Raw genomic sequence first — 22,961 nt, 5'->3', positions numbered from 1 at the left:
GGGTGCGTTAGCCCGAAGGCGTAACCCACCCTGCAAAATGGCAATCACCGCCCCTTGGTCGGGATCTTGTTGTACGGCACGTCCTTGTCGACGCGGATGTCGCCGGGCAGGCCCAGCACGCGCTCGGCGATGATGTTGCGCAGGATCTCGTCGGTGCCGCCGGCGATGCGCATCGAGGGCGAGGACAGCAGCATCTGCTGGAACTGGCCCTGCACGGTCTCCTCGTCGTTGCCCGTGAGCACGCCGGCCGCGCCCTGCAGGTCCATGGCGTAGGTCGCGATGTCCTGCAGCATCATGCCCGAGACCAGCTTGCCGATCGAGTTCTCCGGACCCGGCCGCTCGCCCTTCGACAGTGCCGAGATGGTGCGATAGCTGGTGAATTTCAGTCCGTTCGACTTCGCCGCCCAGCTCGCCAGCCTGGAGCGCACGGCGGGATCGTCGATGGCGAGCCCGTCCTCCAGCATCAGCGTTGAGCAGAACTCGAACATTTCAGGGACGCCGGTGGCGAGCCGCGCACCGATCGACATGCGCTCGTTCATCAAAGTGGTCAGCGAGACGCTCCAGCCCTCGCCGACGGCCCCCAGCCGCTGGCTGTCGGGAATGACCACGTCAGTAAAATAGACCTCGTTGAACTCCTGCATGCCGTTGGCCTGCTTGATAGGCCGCACCTCGACGCCCGGGCTCTTCATGTCCAGGAAGAACATGGTAAGGCCCTTGTGCTTGGGCACGTTCGGATCGGTGCGCGCGATCAAAAGACCATAGTCGGAATAATGCGCGCCAGAGGTCCAGATCTTCTGGCCATTGACGACCCAGTTGTCGCCCTTCTCCTCGGCACGGGTGCGCAGGCCCGCAACGTCCGAACCGGCGGACGGTTCGGAGAACAGCTGGCACCAGATCTCCTCGCCCGAGGCGAGCTTCGGCAGATACCTGCGCTTCGCATCCTCGCTGCCGAAGGCCATCACGGTCGGACCGCACATGCCCTCGCCGATCTGGAACGGCTGCGTCAGCTTGCCATAGACGCCCTCCTCCTGCTGCCAGATCACCTTCTCGATCGGCGACGCGCCGCGCCCGCCATATTCCTTCGGCCAGTGCAGGCACGCCCAGCCGGCATCAGCCTTCTTCTTCTGCCAGGCCTTGCCGACATCGACGATGTCGTGGCTGGCAAGGCGGATGCGGCCGAGCGAGGATTTTGACAGCTCGGCATGCAGCTCCCTAGGCGCATTGGCGTCGATCCATTTGCGCGCGGTCTCGCGGAATGCGGCTTCCTGCGGGGTGTCGTCGAAATTCATCTTCGAACTCTCCTTTCTCGTGCCCCGGACGCTGCGCAGCGCGAAGCGGTGCGCTGCAAAGCCGGGGCCCATTTTGGCTTTCTGGGTCCCGGCTCTGCGGAGCGGTACTTCGTCCCGCACCGCGTCCGGGACACGGCTAGCCTCTTCCCTTCGTCGGGATCTTGTTGAACGGCACGTCCTTGTCGACACGGATATCGCCGGGCAGACCCAGCACCCGCTCAGCGATGATGTTGCGCATGATCTCGTCGGTGCCGCCTTCGACGCGCGTGCCGGGCGCGCGCAGCAGCATGGCCTGGAAACGGCCGGCCAGCTCGCCATCCTCACCGCTGACCACGCCGCCCGCGCCCTGCAGATCCAACGCGTAGGTCGCGACGTCCTGGATCATCGATCCCGCCACCAGCTTGCCGATGGAGTTTTCCGGCCCCGGCCGCTCGCCCTTCGACAGCGCCGAGATCGCGCGCATGCTGGTATATTTCAGCCCGCTCGCCTTCACGGCCCAGTTCGCCAGCTTGGAGCGCACGGCGCGATCCTCGATCGCCGGGCCGTCGTCGAGCATTAGGCTGGAGCAGTACTCGAACAATTCAGGGAAACCGGTCGAGACGGCCGCGCCGATCGCGCTACGCTCGTTCATCAGCGTGGTCAGCGAGACGTTCCAGCCGTCACCGACCTCGCCGAGGCGCTGATGGTCGGGAATGCGGACGTTGGTGAAATAGACCTCGTTGAAGTCGGACGCCCCGCTCGCCTGTTTGATCGGACGCACCTCGACGCCGGGGCTCTTCATGTCCAGGAAGAACATGGTGAGCCCCTTGTGCTTGGGCACGGTCGGATCCGTGCGCGTCAAGAGGATGCCGTAGTCGGAATAATGCGCGCCCGAGGTCCAGATCTTCTGGCCGTTGATCACCCAGTCATCGCCGTCCTTCTCGGCGCGCGTTCGCAGCCCCGCGACGTCCGAGCCGCCGGCCGGCTCGGAGAACAGCTGGCACCAGACTTTTTCGCCTGAGGCGAGCGGCGGCAGGTAGGTGCGCTTATGCTCCTCGCGCGCGAACGCCATCATGGTCGGCCCGCACATGCCGTGACCGATGATGAACATGCGGGAGAGCTGGCCGAACGGCCCCTCTTCCTGCGACCAGATCACACGCTCGATCGGCGACGATCCGCGGCCGCCATACTCCTTCGGCCAGTGCAGGCAGGCCCAGCCGGCATCGGCCTTCTTCTTCTGCCACTCCTTTGCGACTTCCAGGATATTGGCGTTCTTGAGCACGGTGCGGCCCAGCGAGGATTTGCGCAGCTCCTCCTCGTATTGCTTCGGAGCGTTGGCGCCGATCCAGGCCCGCGCGGTGGCGCGGAATTCGGCTTCCTGCGGGGTGTCGTCGAAATTCATCTGTTTTCTCTCGGTTCGTTCCCCGGACGCTGCGCAGCACGAAGTGATGCGCTGCAGATCCGGGGCCCATTGCGGCCCAGGGTCCCGGCTCTGCGAAGCGGCACTACGCGCCGCATCGCGTCCGGGACACGCACATCGGCTTACGCCGCGTTCTTCTTGCGCATGCGGTCGATCAGCTGGTCTTCCCAATAGCTGAGACTGCCGAGCCCCAGCGCCATCGCGTTGGCGCGGCGGTAATACATGTGGCAGTCGAACTCCCAGGTGAAGCCCATGCCGCCGTGAACCTGGATGTTGTTCTTGGCGCAATGCTGGAACGCCTGCGTCGCGCTGATGCGGGCGGCAGCCGCTGCTTCCGGCAACTCGGCCGCGTTGGTCGAGAGCGCCCAGGCGCCGTAATAGCTGTTGGAGCGCGCCAGCGTCGCCGAGACATACATGTCGGCGAGCATGTGCTTGACGGCCTGGAACGAACCGATCTGGCGGCCGAAGGCGATACGGTCGAGCGCGTAGTCGCGGCCCATCTCCAGCGCGCGGTCGGAACCGCCCACCTGTTCGAACGCGCACAGCACCGCGGCACGATCGAGCACCTGGGTCAAAATACCCCAGCCCTCACCCGCGGCGCCAAGCGGCTCGGCTTTGACGTCCTTGAACGTGACCTCGGCCTGCCCGCGGGTCGGATCGAGATTGGTGAGGCTCTTGACCTCGACACCCCCGGCCTTGAGGTCGACCAGGAACAGCGAGATGTCACTGTCGCGCCCACTCGATCCCGTGCGCGCGGCAACCACCGCGAAATCGGCGATGGCGCCGTCGGCAACCGGCTTCTTGACGCCGTTGAGCACGCCGTTTGCAGCGGTGAGCTTGACGTTCTTCGGCGACGGATTGCCCTTGCCCTCGAACAGTGCCAGCGTGCCGATCGCCTCGCCCGAGGCAATCGCAGGCAGCCATTTCTTCTTCTGCGCGTCGCTGCCGGCGATCAGCAGCGCTTCGGCGGCAAGGTACACGGTCGAGGAGAACGGCACCGGCGCATTGGCCCGGCCCATCTCCTCCGCGATCACGCAAAGCTCGAGATGGCCGGCGCCCGCGCCGCCGAACTCCTCGGGAATGGCGACGCCGAGAAAGCCCATCTCGGCGAGGCCTTTCCACAGCTCCTTGTCGTAAGGCGCCTTGCCGTCGAGCACGACACGTACCGCCTTGGGCGAGCATTTCTCAGTGAGGAACTTGCGCGCCTGGTCGCGAAGCTGTTTCTGGTCGTCGGAGAAGTCGAAGTTCATGGCGGGCTACCTTTTATTGTTTGTCGCTTGTATCGATGCCGTCATTCCGGGGCGCCGCGGAGCGGCGAGCCCGGAATCCATTTCACCGCATCGATGCGGCCTGATGGATTCCGGGCCCGCGCTGCGCGCGCCCCGGAATGACGAGGTGAAGAATTGCGCAACTCATCTCAGCACGATCACATCCTGATCCGGCTTGTCCGCATAAAGCCGCTCCACCAATTCGGCGCGCCGTTCCAGACCGGCGCGCTGGTTGATGTAGCCCTTGTCGGTGAGCTCGTTGCCGTCGATCGAGGGCGGCTCGGCCATCAGCATCGCGCGCGCGATGATCCGGCTGCTGGCGCCTTCGCATTCACGGTTGTGCGTCTCCAGCCCCCGCCTGAGACAGGCGATCACCTCGGGATGCCTCACCGCGTCCGCGAAGCTGAGATCGGGATTGCCGACGAGCTGGCGGCAGGCATGCAGGTTCGGCCACGCCAGGAGGCCGATGAAGGCGCGGTCCTGTCCCGCCACCAGCGCGTCATGCACGACGGGCGTTGCCGCCGCGATCGCATCCGTTCGCAGCGAGCCGACATGCACGAAGGTGCCGGTGGTGAGCTTGAAGTCTTCCACGACACGGCCGGCGAAGATGATGCCCTTCACCGGATCGGAATCGTCGACGAAAATGCCGGCATCACCGATGCAGTAGAACCCTTCCTCGTCGAACATCTTCTTCGTCAGCTCCGGCTGGCCGAAATAGCCGGGCGTGACGTTGACTCCGCGCAGCCGCAGCTCATATTTCGAGCCGCACGGCACCATCTTCAATTCGACGCCGGGGAACGGCAGGCCGATCAGGCCGACGCGCTCGGTGTCCCAATAAGTGCCGGTCGAGGTCGGCGCGGTCTCTGTCGAGCCCCAGCCGGTATAGAACACGATGCGCTCGCCGGTGGTCTTCACGGCGAGGGCCTGCATGCGGTCATAGAGATCGTCCGGCAGCCGCGCGCCGCCATAGGCCATGATCGAGAGATTTTTGAAGAAGGAGCGACAGAGTGCGTCGTCCTTCTCCATGGCCGCCGCGAGCGCGGCATAGCCGGCCGGCACGTTGGCGTAATAGGTGGGTGAGATCTCGCGCAGATTCCGCAGCGTCTCCTCGAACTGGCCCGGCATCGGCCGGCCGTCGTCGATATAGAGCGTGCCGCCATCGACCAGGATCGGGTGGAACGCCGCATTGCCGCCCATGGTGTGGTTCCACGGCATCCAGTCCAGCATGGTCGTAACAGGACCATTGGGATCCCTTGGGCGAACCTGCATCATCATCGCCGCATTGGCGCACATCATGCCTTGCGTGTTGATGACGGCCTTGGGCATGCCGGTCGAGCCTGACGTAAACAGCAGCTTGCCGACGGTGTCCGGCGTGATCTTCGCGATCGACGCCTCCACATCCTTCGTCACCGGCGTCGCCGCGAGCTCGGCGAAGCTGACGCTTGGGATGCCGTCGCAGGGCCGGGCGACGTGCACCACGGTGACGCCGGCGAGATCGAGCGCCTTCAGCGCCTTCTCGAAGGTCGGGCCGTCCTGCACCATCAATACGGCCGGCTTGATCAGGTCGAACAGGTATTTCAGCTTGACGTGATCGTGGCTCATCAGCGAGTAGGCCGGCGACACCGGCGCTGCCGGGGCGCGCGCCTGCATCGCCGCCTGCGTCATCAGTGCGTGCTCGATCGAATTGCCGGAGAGGATCGCAACGGGGCGGCCATCCAGCCCGAGATTGAGCAGACCTTGCGTCAGCGCATCCACGGTACGCTTGGCTTCGGCATAGGAGACCTTGCGCCATTCGCGATGGGGACCGCCGCGCTGTGCCAGCCAGATGCGCTCGGGGGCTTGCTTCGCCCACTTCGCCAGCGATGCCGGAATGTGTTTCTCGTAAGGCTGCAGCGGAATGCGCGACTTCAGCACCACCGTGCCGTCGTTGCGGCGCTCGACGTCGATGTCGCGCGCAAGCCATTCGATCTTGCGAAAGGCGGGCTTCGTCATCACGGCCGCCGCGCTTCCACTCATTTTGCGTCTCCCGGAATTATCGTCCTTTGCGGATCGTTCTGGTTCAGCGCTTGATATAGACAGGCTTTCGCTTCTCAAGGAAGGCCCTGATGCCTTCCGAAAATTCCTCGGAACGGCTGCACAGCACCTGGTTGCGATCCTCCATCGCGATCACGGCTTCCAGCGACCCGGCATCGACGCTCATGTTGAGGCACTCCTTGGAGAGACGCAGGCCCACGGGCGAAGCCGTCATCATCGCCTCGACATAGGGCTCGGCCGCATCATTGAGCTTGTCCTCGTCCACGACTTCGGAAACGAGGCCGACCGCGAGCGCGCGCTCGGCGCCGATGAACCGTCCGGTGAGGATCAGTTCCGACGCGACGGACACGCCGACCAGCCGCGGCAGGAAATAGCTGGTGCCGATGTCGCAGCCGCCGAGGCCGAGCTTGATGAAGGCGCAGTTCATCCGCGCAGATTTCGAGGCAATGCGGATGTCGGAGGCGAGCGCCAGCGCAAAGCCGCCGCCGGCCGCCGCGCCCTGTACCAGCGCCAGGATCGGCTGCGGGCAGCGCCGCATCAGCATCACGATGTCGGCAATGCGGCGCTGCGAATCCAGCGACTCCGTGACACCGGGCGGCTCCTGCTGCCCGGCCCGGCGCGCCATCGCGGCCTTGAGATCCAGGCCGGCGCAGAAATTCTTGCCGGCGCCTCTGAGCACCACGACGCGCGTGTCGCGATTGCGCTGCAGGCCCAGGAAATAAACGTTGAGCGCGTCGATCAGCGCCGGATCGAGCGCGTTGAGGTGTTCGGGACGATTGAGCGTTACCCGGTCAACGCCATCGTCATGCTCGATCAGCAGCGGTTGGGACATGCATGCCTCTTATATCCGCGCGGGAGATGGCTATTACTGCGCCCTCGCCCCTTGTGGGAGAGGGCACGTATCTCGTTGCAACATGCTCGCTTGGGTGAGGGGTCTGTCTCCGCAGATCAGACCTCGGAGAGATCCCCTCATCCGGCGCTTCGCGCCACCTTCTCCCAAAAGGGGGGAAGGAAGGAGCTACCTTGGCGCCATCCGGATCGCACCGTCGAGACGGATGGTTTCGCCGTTAAGCATCGCGTTCTCGACGATGTGCACGGCGAGCGCGCCGTATTCCTTGGCATCGCCGAGGCGCGAGGGATGCGGCACCTGGGCGCCCAGGCTCTTGCGGGCCTCCTCGTTCAAGCCCATCAGCAGCGGCGTGAAGAACAGACCGGGCGCGATAGTGTTGACGCGGATCTTCTGGCTGGCGAGATCGCGCGCGGCCGGCAGGGTGAGGCCGACGACGCCGCCCTTCGAGGCCGAATAGGCGATTTGTCCGATCTGGCCTTCGTAAGCTGCGACCGACGCCGTGTTGATGATGACACCGCGCTCTTCGCCGACGGGCTCGATCGTGACGAGGCGCTCGGCGAACAGACGCAGGCAGTTGAACGTGCCGATCAGATTGACGTTGATGATGCGCGCGAACTTTTCCAGCGGATAGACGCCATCGCGGCCGACGATGCGCTGCGAGCCGCCGATGCCGGCGCAATTCATCAGCACGCGGGCGACGCCATGAGCGGCTTCTGCCTTGGCGATTGCCGCCTTGATCTGCTCCTCGCTGGTGACGTCGGCATGCAGCGCAACGCCCTTCACCTCGGCAGCGACCTTCTCGGCGTTCTCCTTGTTCTGATCGATCACGCCGATCTTGGCGCCTTTGGCCGCCATGGCGCGAGCGGTGGCTTCACCGAGGCCCGAACCACCGCCGGTGATGAGAACGGCTACGTCTTTCAATTCCATGACAGGCACCTTTCCTTGGGCGTTTCTTCTCTAGACTTGAGAGTATTGGCCGGATTATCCGGCCGCGGCAGCTTCCCCGGCTTGCGTGAGGATGCCGCCGCAGATGAGCGTTTCCATGTGCTTGATATATTGCCGGCACACGTCGTCGGTGACAGGGCCGACGCCGGTCGCGCGGGACATCGCGTGCCGTCCGAAGAACAAATGATCGCAGGCGCCGATCAGGCTGGTGTAGAACAGCACCGGATCGGTCTGGCGGAATTCGCCGCGGCTGACGCCTTCCGCGAGCAGGCGGCGGTGGAAATCCAAGAGCGGGGCGACGAAGAATTTCGAGACTTCATCGGCCGAGCTCGCGCTGGTCTCGTGCAGGAGATAGTGGATCAGCCGGTTCATATAGGGGAAGCGGTGATAGGCGCGGATGATGCCGGCAATGTGCAGCTTCAGCTTCGCCGTCGAATTGATCGGCTGCGCCAACAGGTACTCGAGATTGGACATTTCGGTCGCCGCATCGCGCGCGAGCAGCGCCAGCAGGAGGCCGTCCTTGTTGCCGAAATGATATTTGACCAGCGCGGCGTTGGCGCCCGACTTCTGCGCGATGTCTGACAGCGAGATCTCGATCGAGGAGCGTTCGATCATCAGCTCGCTCGCGGCCACGAGCAATTTCTCCGCCGTGGAATTCTTCCCGCTGGGGAGCCTGTTCGGTACGCTGGTCGCCACGGAAGATCCCTGTTTGCCGCTCGAAGCGGGGCGCAGATAAGCCCAAGCAGCGCCTCATCACAAGAGTTAATTGATCGATTGACTAAACGATCTCCCGTCCCTTAAATCCGTCCCCGACAACCAACCCAAGCAAGAATTCAGGGAGAAACCGACATGGCCGAGGCTTACATCGTCGCCGCCGCGCGTACCGCCGGCGGGCGCAAGGGGGGCCGCCTCGCCGGCTGGCATCCGGCTGACCTCGCCGCGAAGGTGCTGGACGAGCTGGTCGATCGCACCAAGGTCGATCCCGCCCAGGTCGAGGACGTGATCATGGGCTGCGTGATGCAGGTCGGCGAGCAGTCCAACAACGTCGCGCGCAACGCGATCATGGCCTCGAAGCTGCCGGAGAGCGTGCCGGGCACCTCGATCGACCGCCAGTGCGGCTCCTCGCAGCAGGCGCTGCACTTCGCAGCCCAAGCGGTGATGTCCGGCACGATGGATGTCGTGATCGCCGCCGGCGTGGAATCGATGACGCGCGTGCCCATGGGCCTGTCCTCGCAGCTTCCGGCCAAGAACGGCTTCGGCAATTACAAGAGCCCGGGCATCGAAGCGAAATATCCCAACATCGTGTTCAGCCAGTTCACCGGCGCCGAGATGATGGCGGAGCGATACGGCCTCTCCAAGGATGAGCTCGACCAATATTCCTACAACAGCCATCAGCGCGCGATCGCGGCGACGCAGGCCGGCCACTTCAAGAAGGAGATCGTGCCGCTCGAAATCACCCGCGCCGACGGCTCCAAGGACACCCACCACATCGACGAAGGCATCCGCTTCGACGTCACGCTCGACGGCATCAAGGGTGTCAAGCTGATCGCAGAGAACGGCAAGCTCAGCGCCGCCAGTGCCAGTCAGATTTGCGACGGCGCTTCCGGCGTCATGGTGGTGAATGAAAAGGGCCTGAAGCAGCTCGGCGTCAAGCCGCTGGCGCGCATCCATCACATGACCATGATGGGCGGCGATCCCGTCATCATGCTGGACGCTCCGCTGCACGCAACCAAGCGCGCACTGGAGAAGGCCGGCATGAAGATCGGCGACATCGACCTGTTCGAGGTCAACGAGGCCTTCGCCTCGGTGCCGACCGCCTGGCTGAAGACCACCGGCGCCGATCCCGAGCGTCTCAACGTCAACGGCGGCGCCATCGCGCTCGGCCATCCGCTCGGCGGCTCCGGCACCAAGCTGATGACGACGCTGGTCCACGCCCTGCACCAGCGCGGCAAGCGCTATGGCCTGCAGACCATGTGCGAAGGCGGCGGCATGGCCAACGTCACGATCGTCGAACGACTGTAAGAAAAACAAAAGCAAGCAGTGAATGGCGAGTAGCGAATGGTGAGTAGGCGAAGAGCGATTGCCCTTCTCCCCTATTCGCCATTCGCTGCTCGCCATTCGCGTTTTGAGGAAACGCCATGACTCACCCCTCCGTCCACGCCCGCGCCACGCCGAACAAGATCGCCTACCAGATGGCCGGCACCGGCAAGGCGATCACCTATCGCGAGCTCGACGAGCTCTCGAACCAGGGCGCGCACCTGTTCCGTTCGCTGGGCCTCAAGGCCGGCGACCACATCGCGCTGTTGATGGAGAACCGGCTTGCCTTCATGGAGCTGTGCTGGGCCGCGCAGCGCAGCGGGCTCTATTATACCGCGATCAGCCGCTATCTGAAGCAGGACGAGATCGACTACATCATCGCCGATTGCGGCGCCAAGGTCGTGATCACCACGCCGAAATGCGCCGACCAGATCAAGGGCCTGATCAAGGGCGCCGCCGGCGAGCCGATCTTCTACATGATGGACGAGCCACTGCCAGGCTTCCGCTCCTATGACAAGGAAGCAGCGAGCCAGCCGGTGACGCCGATTGCCGATGAGGTCGCCGGCTACGACATGCTGTATTCGTCAGGCACCACCGGTCGGCCCAAGGGCGTCAAGAAGGCGTTCGAGGGCAAGGCGGTCGACGAGCCGAATCCGCTTCTGCGCGTGCTCTGTGCCGACATGTGCGGCATGAACGCGGAAAGCACCTATCTGTCGCCGGCGCCGCTCTATCACGCCGCTCCCTTGCGCTTCAACATGATGGCAATCGTGCTCGGCGGCACCTCCATCATCATGGAGCACTTCGACGCCGAAGAGTTCCTGAAGCTGGTCGAGAAGTACAAGGTCACGCAATCACAGCTGGTGCCGACCATGTTCGTGCGGATGCTGAAGCTGCCGGACGACGTTCGCACCAAATACGACGTCTCCACGCTCAAGGGCGCCATTCACGCCGCAGCTCCGTGTCCGGTCGACGTCAAGGCAAAGATGATCGAATGGTGGGGGCCGATCCTGATCGAGTATTACGCGGGCTCGGAGGGCAATGGCGTCACGGTCTGCAGCTCCAAGGAATGGCTGGCGCATCGCGGCAGCGTCGGCCGCGCCGTGGTCGGCAAGATCAAGATTCTCGACGAGAACGACGAGGAGCAACCGACGGGCGAGATCGGCGCGGTCTACTTCGCCGACGCACCGGCGTTCACCTATCACAACGACCCCGAGAAGACGAAGAAGGCCTACAACGCCAAGGGCTGGTCGACGCTCGGCGATGTCGGCTACCTCGACAAGGATGGCTTCCTCTATCTCACCGACCGCAAGTCCTACATGATCATTTCCGGCGGCGTGAACATCTACCCGCAGGAGACCGAGGACGTGCTGATCACCCACCCCGACGTCGCCGACGTCGCGGTGTTCGGCGTCCCGAACGAGGAAATGGGCGAAGAGGTCAAGGCGGTGGTGCAGCCGCACGACATGAGCCGCGCCGGCAAGGCGCTGGAGGCCGACCTGATCGCCTATTGCAAGGGCCGCCTCTCCGCCATCAAGTGCCCGCGTTCGATCGATTTCGAGCCCGAGCTGCCGCGCACGCCGACCGGCAAGCTGGTGAAGCGGCATCTGCGCGACAAATATTGGCCGAAGACGACGGCGAAGATCTAGGAGAGGATTCGTGTCCCGGACGCGGTGCACCGCGGAGCGGTGCACCGCAGGGCCGGGACCCATCTCGCCAAGATGCTGGGCCCTGGCTCAGCAGTGCAGCACTTCGTGCCGCACTGCGTCCGGGGCACGAGACCTTGAACCTCAATCAAACAGACTCGGCGTGTGATTCACCAGCGCGCCTTCGATCTCGAGCATCTTCAGCTTCGTCACCACGCCGCCATTCGCCGAGAAGCCGCCGGGCTTGTTGCCGGCTGCGAGCACGCGATGGCAGGGCACCACGATCGGGCATGGGTTGCGGCCGAGCGCCTGGCCGACATCGCGCGACAGCTGCACGCCGCCGAGCTGCTTGGCGATGTCGCCATAGGTGATGGTCTTGCCCGGCGGAATGGCGCGGGCGATCTCGTAGACGCCGCGATTGAACTCGGGCACACCATCGAGATCGAGCTCGATGTCGGTGAGGTCGTCCGGCTCGCCCGCGAGCAGCTTGACGATGCGGTCGATCGCTTCTCGCACCTCCGCGGTCGGCTCGGTCTCGACGGCGTCAGCGTGGCGCTGGCTGATGCGGGTGCGGATCTTCTGCTCGCCACCCATGGGCAATTGCGTGCCGTTGATGCCGCGCGGGCCCCAGGCGACGGCGCAGAGGCCGATCCTGGTGTCGAACAGGGCAAAATGCTGGTCGGTCATGGCTTGGTTCCTGAGCTAGCGTCCTTGTCGCATGCCCCCATTGTGTGCTGAGCCACAATCTAGGCTTGGAAATAGTTGCGATCCACCCGGTTTCCGGGAATCTTGCACAGCAGTTCCGCCTGCCCCGCGAGTCCCGAATGCAAAGCCTCCACGTCAACGGTTACGACATGCCCTATCTCGACGCGGGCGAAGACCGAGGCCGGCCGCCGCTGGTCTGCGTGCACGGCTCGCTCAACGACTTCCGGGTCTGGGGTTGCGTGCTCGGGCCGCTGACGCAGCAGCGTCGCGTGATCGCCGTCAGCCTGCGGCATTTCTTTCCGGAACGCTGGGACGGCATCGGCGACACCTATTCGATCGCCCAGCATGTCCAGGACGTCATCGCCTTCATCGAGACGCTCGACCTCGGGCCCGTCGACCTGATGGGCCATTCCCGCGGCGGACACATCTGCTTCCGCGTCACGCAAGCCCGCCCTGATCTGTTGCGCCGGCTCGTCCTGGCGGAGCCCGGCGGCGAGCTCGATGCGAGCCTCGATCCGGATTACGTCGGCGGCCCCTCGCCGCTGCTGGCGCGCTTCACGGCGTCGGCCGAGAAGATCGCCGCCAGTGATGTCGACGGCGGCCTTGCCGTCTTCGTCGACACGCTGGAAGGCGCCGGCACCTGGCCGCGGCTGCCGGCCATGGTGAAGCAGAATTTGCGCGACAATGCTTACACCCTGATCGGCCAGGTCCGCGACAATCGCCCGCCTTTCTCGAAGGCGGACGCGGAGTCCATCAGGATGCCGACGCTGTTCATCCTGGGCGCGCGGACCAAGGGCCTCTTGCCAAAGGTGCTGCATGCGCTCGCAGCGCATGTGCCCTATTCCAAGACCGCGATCATCCCGAACGCGACGCATCCGATGTTCGAACAGGCGCCGCAGAAATACTCTGAAATCGTCCTCGATTTTCTGGCGAGCTGATCATGCAGTCATTCCGCGTCAACGACTACGACATGGCCTATCTCGAGGTCGGAAGCGGCCCGCCGCTGGTCTGCGTGCACGGCACGCTAGGCGATTTCCGCACCTGGTATTCGGTGCTCGGGCCATTGTCGAAGGCCCATCGGGTGATCTCGGTCAGCCTGCGGCACTTCTTTCCCGAGCACTGGGACGCCGTCGGCGACGACTACAAGATGGCGCAGCACGTCGCCGATGTGATCGCGTTCATCGAGCAGGTGAGGCCTACACCTGTGGATCTGATGGGCCATTCGCGCGGCGGCCACATCGCCTTCCGCGTGGCGCAGGCACGGCCTGATCTCTTGCGGAAACTGGTGCTGGCCGAGCCGGGCGGCGATCTCGATGCCAGCCTGCCGCTACCCGAAGGCACGCCCGCACATCCGCCGCTCGCGGCGCGCACCGCGCGCTCAGTCGAGATGATCCGCACCGGCGACCTCGAAGGCGCGCTGCAGAATTTCTACGAGGGCATCGAGGGCGACGGTTCGTGGCGCCGGGTGCCGGCCGCCGCCAAGCAGCAGCTGCGCGACAACGCCCTGACCTTCCTCGGCCAGATCAACGAGCAGCGCCGGCCCTACACGCTGAACGATGCGCAGGCGATCCGGACGCCGACGCTGCTGATCGGCGGCGGGGCCACCACCGGCAGCCTGTCGGTGATGTGGCGCGTGCTCGCCGAGCATATCGCGGGAGCTGAGACGGCGGTCATTCCCAACGCCGGCCACTGGATGTTCGAGCAGGACCCGCTGGGCTTCGGCGAGGTCGTGAGCAGGTTCTTGGCGGAGTAGCTTGTAAGGAGGTCGGCGCCAGCGGCCGGCCTCTCCCCGCAAGCGGGGAGAGGCGAAGGAAGAAAACCTATACCTTCCACACGCCGACCGGCATCTTGATCGCTGCGTTCAGCCGGTTCCAGACATTGATGGTGGCGATCGAGAGGATCAGCGTTGCGAGCTCGCGTTCGTCGAAATGCTTGTCGGCCTCGCTCCAGACCGCATCCGGCACCGGATCCTCGCGATCGGCAAGACGCGTGACGGACTCCGCCAGCGCCAGCGCGGCGCGCTCGGCATCGGTGAAATAGGGCGCATCGCGCCAGGCGGACACGGCGAACAGACGCTCGTCAGTCTCACCCAGCTTGCGGGCGATCCTGGGATGCATGTCGACACAGACGCTGCAACCGTTGATCTGGCTGGCGCGCAGGTGCACCAGTTCCAGAAGCTTTTCCGGCAGGCCCTGCTTGGTGAGATTGCCGAGGGACTGCAAGACATTCATGGCTTCGGGAAGGACCATCACGGGGTGATTCATGCGGGCGTGCATCTTTTTCGTCTCCATCGCTCGAATTTCGAAGGTTCCGGTCACATCGGCCGGATTGGCTTCGTCATGTGGATGACGGATCGCGACGAGGGAATGTGACCGATGACTGAAGAAAATCTTCTCACTGAGCAATTCGAGGCCAGCAGGGACCATCTGCGCGCGGTGGCCTATCGGATGCTCGGCTCCCGCGCCGAGGTCGACGATGCCGTGCAGGAGGCCTGGCTGCGGGTCAGCCGCTACGACATGTCTGATATCGCGAACCTCCGCGGCTGGCTCACCACCGTGGTCGCGCGCATCTGCCTCGACATGCTGCGCGCGCGGAAATCGCGCAAGGAAGAGCCGATGGGCCCGGATGTGCCGGAGCCGGCCGACGAGGGGCCGCTGCGCGAGGCGGAGATGGCTGACTCCGTCGGTGCGGCGCTGCTCGTCGTGCTGGAGACGCTGCAGCCTGCGGAGCGGCTCGCCTTCGTGCTGCACGACATGTTCGCCGTGCCCTTCGAGGAGATCGCGCCGATTGTCGGCCGATCGGTCGACGCATCGCGGCAGCTCGCCAGCCGGGCGCGACGACGGGTGCAGGGCGCGCCGGTGCCCGAGACGGACCAGTCGCGCCAGCGCGCAATCGTCGATGCCTTCCTCAAGGCGTCGCGCGAGGGCAATTTCGAGGGGCTGCTGGCCGCGCTCGATCCCGACGTCGTCTTCCGCGCCGACCAGGCCGCGGTGCGGCTCGGCACGCTGGCCGAGATCCGCGGCGCGGACGCGGTGGCGCAGCTCTACAAGGGCCGTGCCCAGGCTGCACGAACGGCGTTGGTCGATGGCAAGATCGGAGTGGCCGTCATCCTCGGCGGACGGCTGCGCATCGCGCTGCGCGTGATGTTCAGGGACGACCGTATCGTTGGGATCGAGGCGTTGGCCGACCCGGAGCAGGTCGCCGCACTGGACGTGGAGGTGCTCGAGGGCTGAGGCTGGGCGCAATTCTGCGAAAACAACCCCATGCACAGTAGACTGGCCCAGCAAGATCAATGGCTTACCGGATCTGACGGAAGGTCATTCCGTCACCCTCCGATACCGCTTGACCGCCCCACCTCACGAAGCGTAGATTCGAATACGGAATTCCGTATTCCCATTGGCTGTCGGAGCTACCGGCGTGATCCCCCTCGACCCGCTTCCGAACCTGATCGACCAGGTCTATGCGCGCATCCTGGAGGCGATCTCCGACCGCACGCTGGAGCCCGGCCAGCGCATCCGGCAGAACGAGCTCGCCGACAGGCTCGGCGTGTCGCGCCAGCCGGTGTCGCACGCGCTGCATCTGCTGCATCGACAAGGCCTCGTCGCCGAAAGCGGCAAGCGCGGGTTCGAGGTCACCCAGCTCGATCCCTCACGGATCCGCCAGCTCTACGAGGTGCGCGGGGCGATCGATGCGCTTGCGGCGCGGCTTGCGACGACGCGCGCGGGATACGACGCGACAGGCCGCGCGCGGTTGGAAGCGGCGCTGGCCGCCGGCGGCCGCATCGACCGCGCGACACCGCTGGCCGAGCTCATCACGCTCGACGTCGATTTTCACCGCGCGATCTATCAGCTCGCCGGCAATCCCGTGATCGAGGAGACGATCGCGCCGCAATGGCCGCATATGCGCCGCTCGATGGCGACGGTGCTGTCGGAGCTCGACTATCGCGGCAGCGCCTGGGCGGAGCACGCGGAGATCGCCGGGCACATTCTCGCAGGCGATGCGAGCGCGGCCGAGCGCGCGGCGCTGGCGCATGCGCAGACGGCGGGGCGAATGACTGAGGAGAGATTGAGGACGACGGAGGCGGCGGCGTAGTCGCGCCGTCATTCCGGGCTCGTGCTTCGCACGCCCCGGAATGACAACAATAAGCAGAATGACAAAATCAAGGAGGACGACCCATGAAACTATCGCAGGAGCAATTGGAGTTCTTCCACCGCGAGGGCTGGCTGTTCCTGCCCGAGCTGTTCGCCCAGGAGGAGGTCGATCTGCTCGCGCGCGAGGCTGTCGGCATCTACGACACCAACCGGCCGGAAGTCTGGCGCGAGAAGAGCGGCGCGCCGCGCACGGCGTTTGCCGCGCATCTCTATAACGAGGCGTTCGGCATCCTCGGCGCCCATCCGCGCATGATCGACCCGGTCGAGCAATTGTTCGGCGAGCCTGTTTACATGCACCAGTTCAAGATCAACGCGAAATCGGCCTTCACCGGCGACGTCTGGCAATGGCACCAGGATTACGGCACCTGGAAGCGCGACGACGGCATGCCGGAGCCGCGGGCGATGAACATCGCGATCTTCCTCGACGAGGTGATGCCGATCAACGGACCCCTGATGCTGGTGCCACGCAGCCAGTACGCCGGCGATCTCGAAGCCTCGCACGACCTCGCCACCACCTCCTATCCGCTATGGACGCTGGACGAAGCGACAGTGACGCGGCTCGTCGCGCAGGGCGGCATCGTCGCGCCGACCGGCAAGCCCGGCGGCATGCTGATGTTCCACGGCAATCTCGTGCATGGCTCGGCAGGCAACATCACGCCCTATCCGCGCAAGATCGTGTACCTGACGCTGAATGCGGTCTCGAACTACATTCGCACCCCGACGCGACCGGACTACATCGCCCATCGCGATTTTGCGCCGATCAAGACGGTGGATGACGATGCGCTGGTGCGGCTTGCCCGTGCGCCGCGGCAGGCGGCGGAGTAGACAGGTCTCGTGCCCCGACGCAGCGCAGCGCTTCTTCAGCGGTGCGCTGCAGGGCCGGGGCTCATACTGTATCGATAATTTTCTCTCTAGGTCCCGGCTCAGCGGAGCGGCACTTCGCGCCGCACCGCGTCCGGGGACACGATAGCTCCGCAGGACATCCCCCATGAATCTCTTCCGCCTCCTCCAGGCCCGCGCGTCCGCCGGCAAGCCTGTCCGTGTCGCATTGATCGGTGCGGGCAAATTCGGCTCGATGTTTCTGGCGCAGGTGCCGCATACGCCGGGGCTGGAGGTGCCGATCATCGTCGATCTCGACCGCGAGCGCGCGCGCGAGGCGTGCCGCACCGTCGGCTGGAGTGCCGAGCTCATCGCGAAGACGGTCTTCACCGACGACGGCGCGCGGGCCATTGCCGGCGGCGCGATGGACGTGGTGGTGGAAGCGACCGGAAATCCCGCCGTTGGAATCCGCCACGCGCGCGCCGCGATCGCCGCGGGCAAGCACATCGTGATGGTGAATGTCGAAGCCGACGTGCTGGCAGGTCCGCTGCTCGCCGAGGAAGCACGCAAGGCCGGCGTGGTCTATTCGCTCGCCTATGGCGACCAGCCGGCGCTGACGGCCGAGATGGTCGACTGGGCACGCGCGACCGGTTTTCGCGTGGTCGCCGCCGGCAAGGGCACAAAATATCTGCCGGCGTATCACGACGTGACGCCTGATGGCGTCTGGCATCATTACGGTCTGACCGCAGGCGAAGCGCAGTCGGCCGGCATGAATCCGCAGATGTTCAACTCGTTTCTCGACGGCACCAAATCGGCCATCGAGATGGCCGCCATCGCCAATGCCTGCGCGCTCGACGTGCCCGCCGACGGCCTGCTGTTTCCGCCCTGCGGCGTCGACGATCTGCCGCATATCATGCGGCCGCGTTCGCGCGGCGGCGTGCTGGACCGACCCGGCCTGGTCGAGGTCGTCTCCTCGCTCGAGCGAGACGGCCGGCCGGTATTCCGCGACCTGCGCTGGGGCGTCTATGTGGTGCTGGAGGCGCCGAACGATTATGCCGCCGACTGCTTCCGGCAATATGGCCTGAAGACCGATGCCAGCGGACGCTATGCGGCGATGTACAAACCCTATCACCTGATCGGGCTCGAGCTGAACATCTCGGTGTTGTCGGCGGCGCTGCGCGGCGAGCCGACCGGACAGGCGAGCGGCTTCCGCGGCGACGTCGCGGCGGTAGCCAAGCGCAATTTGCGTGCGGGCGAGATGCTGGACGGCGAAGGCGGCTACACGGTGTGGGGCAAGCTGGTACCTGCAGCCGCGAGCCTGAAGGCGGGCGCCCTGCCGATTGGCCTCGCCCACCGCGTGAAGCTGAAGCATGACGTCGCGCACGGCGCGGTGGTGCGCTGGAGCGATGTCGAGTTCGATCCCGGCAACGAGACGGTGAAGACGCGCAAGGCCATGGAGGCAGCGTTCGCGAAGGAGGAGTGAGACCTCCGCGGCGTCATGGCCCGGCCATCCACGCCTCCTTGCGGCGCAAAATACGGGAATGCCCGGGACAAGCCCGGGCATGACGGCTTTTGCGGAGAGACAGTTGCGCCGCCATCACAACAAGCGTTACGGCAACAACCTCTCTTCCTTCGCTTGCCGAAACCACTTCCTGAACATGTCTTCCGTGTCCATCATCTCGGTGAAGCCAGCGCGGTTGATCTTCACGGTGGAGACGATCGAGGGCGGGCCGGATTCTGTGTGGCCGTAGCGCATGCTGTAGTCGGCGTACTGGAATGAGAGGCCGACGAAGTCGGCGAGACCGGGCGAGACGAGGTTATGCCTGGCCCGCAGCTCGTCCCAAACGTCGATCCAGTTCGGATACTCCTTTGCAAGTGAAAGCGGCACCGGCTTGCCGGGCTTCATCTCCAGCGCGTCGGCCACGGCGGGCCAGATGTTTTCCCAGGTAAAGACATCGCCATTGGTGACGTTGAAGGCCTCGTTCCGCGCCGTCCCCGCTTCGCCCGACCAGGCGATCGCGCGGGCGAGGAGATCGACATCGACGGCCTGCCCCACACGCGGGGCGCCGCCGGGAAAATCCAGCGGCCGGCCCTGCTCGCGCAGCATCGCGGCGTAGACGCCGAGAGGCGGGATCAGATCCATCGCGCCGCCCATGGCGAGACCGACGATCAGGACGGGGCGCAAAATGCTCCAGTGCCAGGCCTTTCCCTTCTGGAGCTCGCGCAGGAAGTTTTCCTGGGCCCAATAGAAATTGGGCTGCTCATACATTTCGGAGCGGCCCTCACGCGCCGGCACGGTCAGGGGGCGGACATGGACGCCGTATGCCTTGGTCCCCTGCAACAGGGCGACATGTTTGAGCCCGAGCGCCGCCGGCTCGAGCTCGCCCATCAGGTTGCGCAGCATCTGGTCGTTGATCTTGATCTGTTGCTCATCGCGCCAGCCATCGACGAGCTGCGGCGCTTCGTAGAGCGCGGCGTAGACCAGATGGGTGGCGCCCGCGAACTCGGCCGCCGCACGGCGGCAATCCGCGGCACTGGTGAGGTCAATCGGGACGTGGCGGGCGCCATAGAAGTTGCGCGGTCTTCGCCGCGACAGCGCCACGATCTCGCAAGGCTCCGACGCGCCGAAGTGCCGCAAGGCGGCGTTGCCAACGAGACCGGTCGCACCGGCGACCACCAACTTCTTGCCCGTCATTGCGCGCTTCCTCTTTGATCATTGCCTCATCGTCTAGCAGGCTGCTGACGGTCCCGACTTGTGTCTGGCACGCTTCGCAGTCGCGAGATGCAGATCGCTTGATTATCGGGCAACGAACGGTCATCCTTGCTGACGGAACCGCAACGCTCGGATTCCAGCAACAAGAGCCCCCTCAGGGCCATTCGGGAACGCCTAGACCATTTCAACAAAAGAACGTCGATCCTCGACGAAACGACATCAAGATCGCTTCTGCTCGACGCATCGACGCAATGGAAGGGATACGCATGAAACGTCGTGATTTTCTCAAGGTGACGGGCGCCAGCCTGGCCGCCAGCACCGCCGTCGCCGCGCCCGCGATCGCGCAAAGCTCCCCCGAGATCAAGTGGCGCTATGCCACGAGCTGGCCGAAGTCGCTCGATACGCTCTACGGCGGCTGTGAATATTTCTGCAAGCAAGTAGCCGCCATCACCGACAACAAGTTTCAGATTCAGCCGTTTGCAGCCGGCGAGATCGTCCCCGGCCTGCAGGTCCTGGACGCCGTATCAAACGGCACCGTCGAGATCGGCAACACCGCGCTTTATTACTATTGGGGCAAGAACCCCGCCTTCACCTTCGCCACCGCGCTGCCGTTCGGCTTGAACACGCGCCAGCAGATCTCCTGGCTGCTCTGGGGCGGCGGGCAAGAACTCGTCAACGACCTCCTCAAGGAGTACAACGTCTACGGCATTCCGACCGGCTCGACCGGCGCGCAGATGGGCGGCTGGTTCAGAAAGGAGATCAAATCGATCGACGATCTCAAGGGCCTGAAGATGCGTATCGGCGGCTTTGCCGGCACCATTCTCGCCAAGCTCGGCTGCGTGCCGCAGCAACTGGCCGGCGGCGACATCTACCCGGCGCTCGAGAAGGGCACGATCGACGCGGCCGAATGGGTCGGTCCCTACGACGATGAAAAGCTCGGTTTCGCGAAAGTGGCTAAGTACTACTATTATCCCGGCTGGTGGGAAGGCACGAGCCAGGGCCACAACATCATGAATATCGAAAAGTGGAATTCGCTGCCCAAGCACTACCAGGCGGCGATCGACGCGGCGTCTCGCGACACCTTCACCTGGATCACCGGAAAGTATGACGCAGTGAACGCTCCGGCCCTGAAGCGGCTCATTGTGGGTGGCGCCATTCTCAAGGCCTTCCCCCAGGAGGTGCTCGAAGCCTGCTACAACGCGTCTAACGAGATCTATGCCGACCTCTCCAAGACCAACCCGCATTTCGGCAAGATGCTCGCCAGCATGAATGCTTTCAAGAACGACTCGCTGCCCTGGACCCAGGTCGCCGAGCTCAGCTTCGACGGCTTCATGGCGCGGATGCGGGCCAAGACGTAAGGTCACCGCCTCCTCGACTAAAGTCGGAGAAGCCCCGGGGATAGCTCCGGGGCTTCTTCCGTTGAGCGCAGCTCTCGCAGACATCGGCGGGATCGCTGCCTTCGCAACTGCGAGCGATCTGACAACGCTTGATTATCGGAAGACGACCCGCCATCCTCGCCACCGGAGCCGCAACGCACGGAATCCACGAAGAAGCCCTCAAGGGCCGCCGGGTAATTCCTATCGTCACAAAACAACGTCGGTTATCGGCGAAGCCAAAACGACAGCAAGATCGTTCCCTAAGTCGAGCAATCGGCACATTGGAGGGATACGCATGAAACGTCGTGATTTCCTGAAGGCAACGGGCGTCGGTCTCGCTGCGAGCACAGCGGTGGCCGCGCCGGCTATCGCACAATCGATGCCCGAAGTGAAATGGCGGTTGGCCGCAAGCTGGCCGAAATCGCTCGATACGCTCTATGGCGGCTGCGAATATTTCTGCAAGCGCGTTGCCGAGATCACCGACAATCGATTCCAGATCCAGCCCTTTGCGGCCGGTGAGCTCGTGCCGGGCCTGCAAGTGCTCGACGCCGTCTCGAACGGCACTGTCGAGATGGGCAATACGGCGCTCTATTATTATTGGGGCAAGAACCCGGCGTTCACCTTCGGCACGTCGCTGCCGTTCGGTCTCAACACGCGCCAACACATTTCCTGGCTGATATGGAACGGCGGCCAGGACATGCTCAACGATCTCCTGAAGGAGTACAATACGATCAGCGTGCCGACGGGCTCGACCGGTGCCCAGATGGGCGGCTGGTTTCGCAAGGAGATCAAGACCATCGACGATCTCAAAGGCCTGAAATTCCGGGTGGGCGGCTTCGCCGGCACCATCATCGCAAAACTCGGTGGCGTGCCGCAGCAGATCGCGGCCGGCGACATCTATCCCGCGCTGGAGAAGGGCACGATCGACGCGGCGGAGTGGGTCGGCCCTTATGATGACGAGAAGCTCGGCTTCGTGAAGGTCGCAAAGTACTATTATTATCCGGGCTGGTGGGAAGGCACCGGCCAGGGCCACAACCTCATGAATCTCGAAAAGTGGAACGCGCTGCCGAAGCACTATCAGGCGGCGATCTCGGCGGCCTCGCTCGACACCTTCACCTGGGTGACCGGCAAATACGACTCGGTCAACCCGCCGGCGCTGAAGCGACTCCTGGCGGCCGGCGCGACGCTCAAGCCGTTCCCGCAGGAGGTGCTCGAGGCCTGCTACGGCGCGGCCAACGAAATCTACGCCGATCTCGCCAAGAGCAATCCGCATTTCGGCAAGATGTATGCGAGCCTGACGGCATACCGCGCCGACTCGCTGGCCTGGATGCAAGTCGCGGAGCTCAGCTTCGACAGCTTCATGATGCGGATGCGGACACGGACATAACTGCAACGCACAGCGAAGTCCAAAACGACGAAAGCCCCGGAGATGTCTCCGGGGCTTTTGCCATTCAACAGCTCTCGTAGGGTCGGTAAAGGCGCGACAGCGCCGTGCCCACGTTCTTTCAACTTAGACAGACGCCTGGGCACGCTTCGTTTTGCTCTCCCTACGAGACTGGGGATGACGAGACCTAGTTTTCGTACGGGGGGCATGCACGGCGCAAACAACGCACCAAATATCTTCAGTTCTCGTCGTCGCCGAGCACGGCGACCAGCTTGTCGTAGTACTTGGCGACGAGATCGATATTGCCTTTGTTCTCGACCTGAGGCGCCGGCGTCTTCAGCGCTTCGT

At 64.4% G+C, this 22,961-nt stretch carries 21 protein-coding genes (1 of these 21 cut by a window edge); 10 read left to right on the top strand and 11 right to left on the bottom strand.

The window, feature by feature from the left end; genetic code table 11:
- Positions 1–44 precede the first annotated feature (44 nt).
- From ML401_RS04675 to ML401_RS04645, 7 genes are all read right to left on the bottom strand, one after another.
- On the bottom strand, positions 45–1,289 hold the full coding sequence (locus tag ML401_RS04675; protein ID WP_285810231.1) for an acyl-CoA dehydrogenase: 1,245 nt from the start codon (positions 1,287–1,289) through the stop codon (positions 45–47).
- A 136-nt stretch (positions 1,290–1,425) separates the two neighbouring features.
- On the bottom strand, positions 1,426–2,670 hold the full coding sequence (locus ML401_RS04670) for an acyl-CoA dehydrogenase (RefSeq protein ID WP_285810230.1): 1,245 nt from the start codon (positions 2,668–2,670) through the stop codon (positions 1,426–1,428).
- Positions 2,671–2,810: 140 nt separating this feature from the next.
- Positions 2,811–3,938 carry an acyl-CoA dehydrogenase family protein gene (locus ML401_RS04665; protein ID WP_259215549.1) on the bottom strand — a complete coding sequence of 376 codons (1,128 nt, stop codon included), beginning with the start codon at positions 3,936–3,938 and terminating at the stop codon, positions 2,811–2,813.
- Between the two features lie 162 nt (positions 3,939–4,100).
- Positions 4,101–5,972 carry an AMP-binding protein gene (locus ML401_RS04660; protein WP_285810228.1) on the bottom strand — a complete coding sequence of 624 codons (1,872 nt, stop codon included), beginning with the start codon at positions 5,970–5,972 and terminating at the stop codon, positions 4,101–4,103.
- A 43-nt stretch (positions 5,973–6,015) separates the two neighbouring features.
- Positions 6,016–6,822 carry an enoyl-CoA hydratase/isomerase family protein gene (locus ML401_RS04655; RefSeq protein ID WP_194405886.1) on the bottom strand — a complete coding sequence of 269 codons (807 nt, stop codon included), beginning with the start codon at positions 6,820–6,822 and terminating at the stop codon, positions 6,016–6,018.
- Between the two features lie 186 nt (positions 6,823–7,008).
- Entirely contained in the window at positions 7,009–7,767 is a 759-nt protein-coding gene (locus ML401_RS04650) for an SDR family NAD(P)-dependent oxidoreductase (RefSeq protein ID WP_128954145.1), read from the bottom strand.
- Positions 7,768–7,821: 54 nt separating this feature from the next.
- Positions 7,822–8,424, bottom strand: a complete 603-nt coding sequence (locus ML401_RS04645) for a TetR family transcriptional regulator (RefSeq protein WP_249131628.1) — start codon at positions 8,422–8,424, stop codon at positions 7,822–7,824.
- Between the two features lie 210 nt (positions 8,425–8,634).
- On the opposite strand from ML401_RS04645, the gene ML401_RS04640 reads away from it, so the two are divergent.
- Both ML401_RS04640 and ML401_RS04635 read left to right on the top strand, forming a co-directional pair.
- The gene (locus tag ML401_RS04640) at positions 8,635–9,807 is read left to right on the top strand and encodes an acetyl-CoA C-acetyltransferase (RefSeq protein ID WP_211418660.1); all 1,173 of its coding nucleotides are present in this window, start codon (positions 8,635–8,637) and stop codon (positions 9,805–9,807) included.
- 116 nt (positions 9,808–9,923) lie between these two features.
- A complete protein-coding gene (locus ML401_RS04635) occupies positions 9,924–11,468 on the top strand; it encodes an acyl-CoA synthetase (RefSeq protein ID WP_212065920.1) in 1,545 nt (514 codons plus the stop codon).
- A gap of 141 nt (positions 11,469–11,609) precedes the next feature.
- Here ML401_RS04635 and ML401_RS04630 read toward each other — a convergent pair whose 3' ends face one another.
- Positions 11,610–12,152 (bottom strand): methylated-DNA--[protein]-cysteine S-methyltransferase, encoded by a 543-nt coding sequence (locus tag ML401_RS04630; RefSeq protein WP_194405882.1) that lies wholly within the window; start codon positions 12,150–12,152, stop codon positions 11,610–11,612.
- Positions 12,153–12,289: 137 nt separating this feature from the next.
- Between ML401_RS04630 and ML401_RS04625 the strand changes: the two genes are divergently transcribed.
- The gene (locus ML401_RS04625; protein ID WP_285810223.1) at positions 12,290–13,108 is read left to right on the top strand and encodes an alpha/beta fold hydrolase; all 819 of its coding nucleotides are present in this window, start codon (positions 12,290–12,292) and stop codon (positions 13,106–13,108) included.
- 2 nt (positions 13,109–13,110) lie between these two features.
- Complete coding sequence (locus ML401_RS04620; RefSeq protein ID WP_285810220.1) at positions 13,111–13,923, top strand: alpha/beta fold hydrolase; 813 nt, start codon at positions 13,111–13,113, stop codon at positions 13,921–13,923.
- Positions 13,924–13,990: 67 nt separating this feature from the next.
- On the opposite strand, the gene ML401_RS04615 is transcribed toward ML401_RS04620, so the two are convergent.
- Positions 13,991–14,446 carry a carboxymuconolactone decarboxylase family protein gene (locus ML401_RS04615; protein ID WP_285810218.1) on the bottom strand — a complete coding sequence of 152 codons (456 nt, stop codon included), beginning with the start codon at positions 14,444–14,446 and terminating at the stop codon, positions 13,991–13,993.
- A gap of 99 nt (positions 14,447–14,545) precedes the next feature.
- Here ML401_RS04615 and ML401_RS04610 point away from each other — a divergent pair, with 99 nt between their 5' ends.
- The 4 genes from ML401_RS04610 (at position 14,546) to ML401_RS04595 (ending at position 18,623) form a co-directional block, all read left to right on the top strand.
- Entirely contained in the window at positions 14,546–15,403 is an 858-nt protein-coding gene (locus ML401_RS04610; protein WP_211418665.1) for a sigma-70 family RNA polymerase sigma factor, read from the top strand.
- Positions 15,404–15,587: 184 nt separating this feature from the next.
- Positions 15,588–16,262, top strand: a complete 675-nt coding sequence (locus tag ML401_RS04605; protein WP_194405877.1) for a GntR family transcriptional regulator — start codon at positions 15,588–15,590, stop codon at positions 16,260–16,262.
- Between the two features lie 83 nt (positions 16,263–16,345).
- Positions 16,346–17,146, top strand: a complete 801-nt coding sequence (locus ML401_RS04600) for a phytanoyl-CoA dioxygenase family protein (protein ID WP_285810215.1) — start codon at positions 16,346–16,348, stop codon at positions 17,144–17,146.
- A 163-nt stretch (positions 17,147–17,309) separates the two neighbouring features.
- On the top strand, positions 17,310–18,623 hold the full coding sequence (locus ML401_RS04595) for an NAD(P)H-dependent oxidoreductase (RefSeq protein WP_212065915.1): 1,314 nt from the start codon (positions 17,310–17,312) through the stop codon (positions 18,621–18,623).
- Positions 18,624–18,749: 126 nt separating this feature from the next.
- Here ML401_RS04595 and ML401_RS04590 read toward each other — a convergent pair whose 3' ends face one another.
- Positions 18,750–19,835 (bottom strand): NAD-dependent epimerase/dehydratase family protein, encoded by a 1,086-nt coding sequence (locus ML401_RS04590; RefSeq protein ID WP_285810212.1) that lies wholly within the window; start codon positions 19,833–19,835, stop codon positions 18,750–18,752.
- A gap of 284 nt (positions 19,836–20,119) precedes the next feature.
- Here ML401_RS04590 and ML401_RS04585 point away from each other — a divergent pair, with 284 nt between their 5' ends.
- Positions 20,120–21,211 (top strand): TRAP transporter substrate-binding protein, encoded by a 1,092-nt coding sequence (locus tag ML401_RS04585; RefSeq protein WP_194405874.1) that lies wholly within the window; start codon positions 20,120–20,122, stop codon positions 21,209–21,211.
- A gap of 313 nt (positions 21,212–21,524) precedes the next feature.
- Positions 21,525–22,616, top strand: coding sequence for a TRAP transporter substrate-binding protein (locus tag ML401_RS04580; protein WP_211418669.1), 1,092 nt, complete (start codon positions 21,525–21,527; stop codon positions 22,614–22,616).
- A gap of 235 nt (positions 22,617–22,851) precedes the next feature.
- Here ML401_RS04580 and ML401_RS04575 read toward each other — a convergent pair whose 3' ends face one another.
- Positions 22,852–22,961: the end of a hypothetical protein gene (locus ML401_RS04575; RefSeq protein WP_285810209.1), read on the bottom strand. 487 nt of this gene lie beyond the right edge of the window; 110 of the gene's 597 nt are visible here — the last part of the coding sequence; its start codon lies off the right edge, out of view; its stop codon occupies positions 22,852–22,854.

This window comes from Bradyrhizobium sp. 62B, assembly GCF_030272265.2.
Classification (GTDB): Bacteria; Pseudomonadota; Alphaproteobacteria; order Rhizobiales; family Xanthobacteraceae; genus Bradyrhizobium.
Note: the sequence above shows the minus strand (reverse complement) of the source record. Positions and strands in the feature narration are given on the sequence as shown.

Coding starts and splice junctions, on each gene's coding strand:
- ML401_RS04675 (WP_285810231.1), bottom strand. CDS start 1,289: ATGAATTTCGACGACACCCCGCAGGAAGCCGCATTCCGCGAGACCGCG.
- ML401_RS04670 (WP_285810230.1), bottom strand. CDS start 2,670: ATGAATTTCGACGACACCCCGCAGGAAGCCGAATTCCGCGCCACCGCG.
- ML401_RS04665 (WP_259215549.1), bottom strand. CDS start 3,938: ATGAACTTCGACTTCTCCGACGACCAGAAACAGCTTCGCGACCAGGCG.
- ML401_RS04660 (WP_285810228.1), bottom strand. CDS start 5,972: ATGAGTGGAAGCGCGGCGGCCGTGATGACGAAGCCCGCCTTTCGCAAG.
- ML401_RS04655 (WP_194405886.1), bottom strand. CDS start 6,822: ATGTCCCAACCGCTGCTGATCGAGCATGACGATGGCGTTGACCGGGTA.
- ML401_RS04650 (WP_128954145.1), bottom strand. CDS start 7,767: ATGGAATTGAAAGACGTAGCCGTTCTCATCACCGGCGGTGGTTCGGGC.
- ML401_RS04640 (WP_211418660.1), top strand. CDS start 8,635: ATGGCCGAGGCTTACATCGTCGCCGCCGCGCGTACCGCCGGCGGGCGC.
- ML401_RS04635 (WP_212065920.1), top strand. CDS start 9,924: ATGACTCACCCCTCCGTCCACGCCCGCGCCACGCCGAACAAGATCGCC.
- ML401_RS04630 (WP_194405882.1), bottom strand. CDS start 12,152: ATGACCGACCAGCATTTTGCCCTGTTCGACACCAGGATCGGCCTCTGC.
- ML401_RS04625 (WP_285810223.1), top strand. CDS start 12,290: ATGCAAAGCCTCCACGTCAACGGTTACGACATGCCCTATCTCGACGCG.
- ML401_RS04620 (WP_285810220.1), top strand. CDS start 13,111: ATGCAGTCATTCCGCGTCAACGACTACGACATGGCCTATCTCGAGGTC.
- ML401_RS04615 (WP_285810218.1), bottom strand. CDS start 14,446: ATGCACGCCCGCATGAATCACCCCGTGATGGTCCTTCCCGAAGCCATG.
- ML401_RS04610 (WP_211418665.1), top strand. CDS start 14,546: ATGACTGAAGAAAATCTTCTCACTGAGCAATTCGAGGCCAGCAGGGAC.
- ML401_RS04600 (WP_285810215.1), top strand. CDS start 16,346: ATGAAACTATCGCAGGAGCAATTGGAGTTCTTCCACCGCGAGGGCTGG.
- ML401_RS04595 (WP_212065915.1), top strand. CDS start 17,310: ATGAATCTCTTCCGCCTCCTCCAGGCCCGCGCGTCCGCCGGCAAGCCT.
- ML401_RS04590 (WP_285810212.1), bottom strand. CDS start 19,835: ATGACGGGCAAGAAGTTGGTGGTCGCCGGTGCGACCGGTCTCGTTGGC.
- ML401_RS04585 (WP_194405874.1), top strand. CDS start 20,120: ATGAAACGTCGTGATTTTCTCAAGGTGACGGGCGCCAGCCTGGCCGCC.
- ML401_RS04580 (WP_211418669.1), top strand. CDS start 21,525: ATGAAACGTCGTGATTTCCTGAAGGCAACGGGCGTCGGTCTCGCTGCG.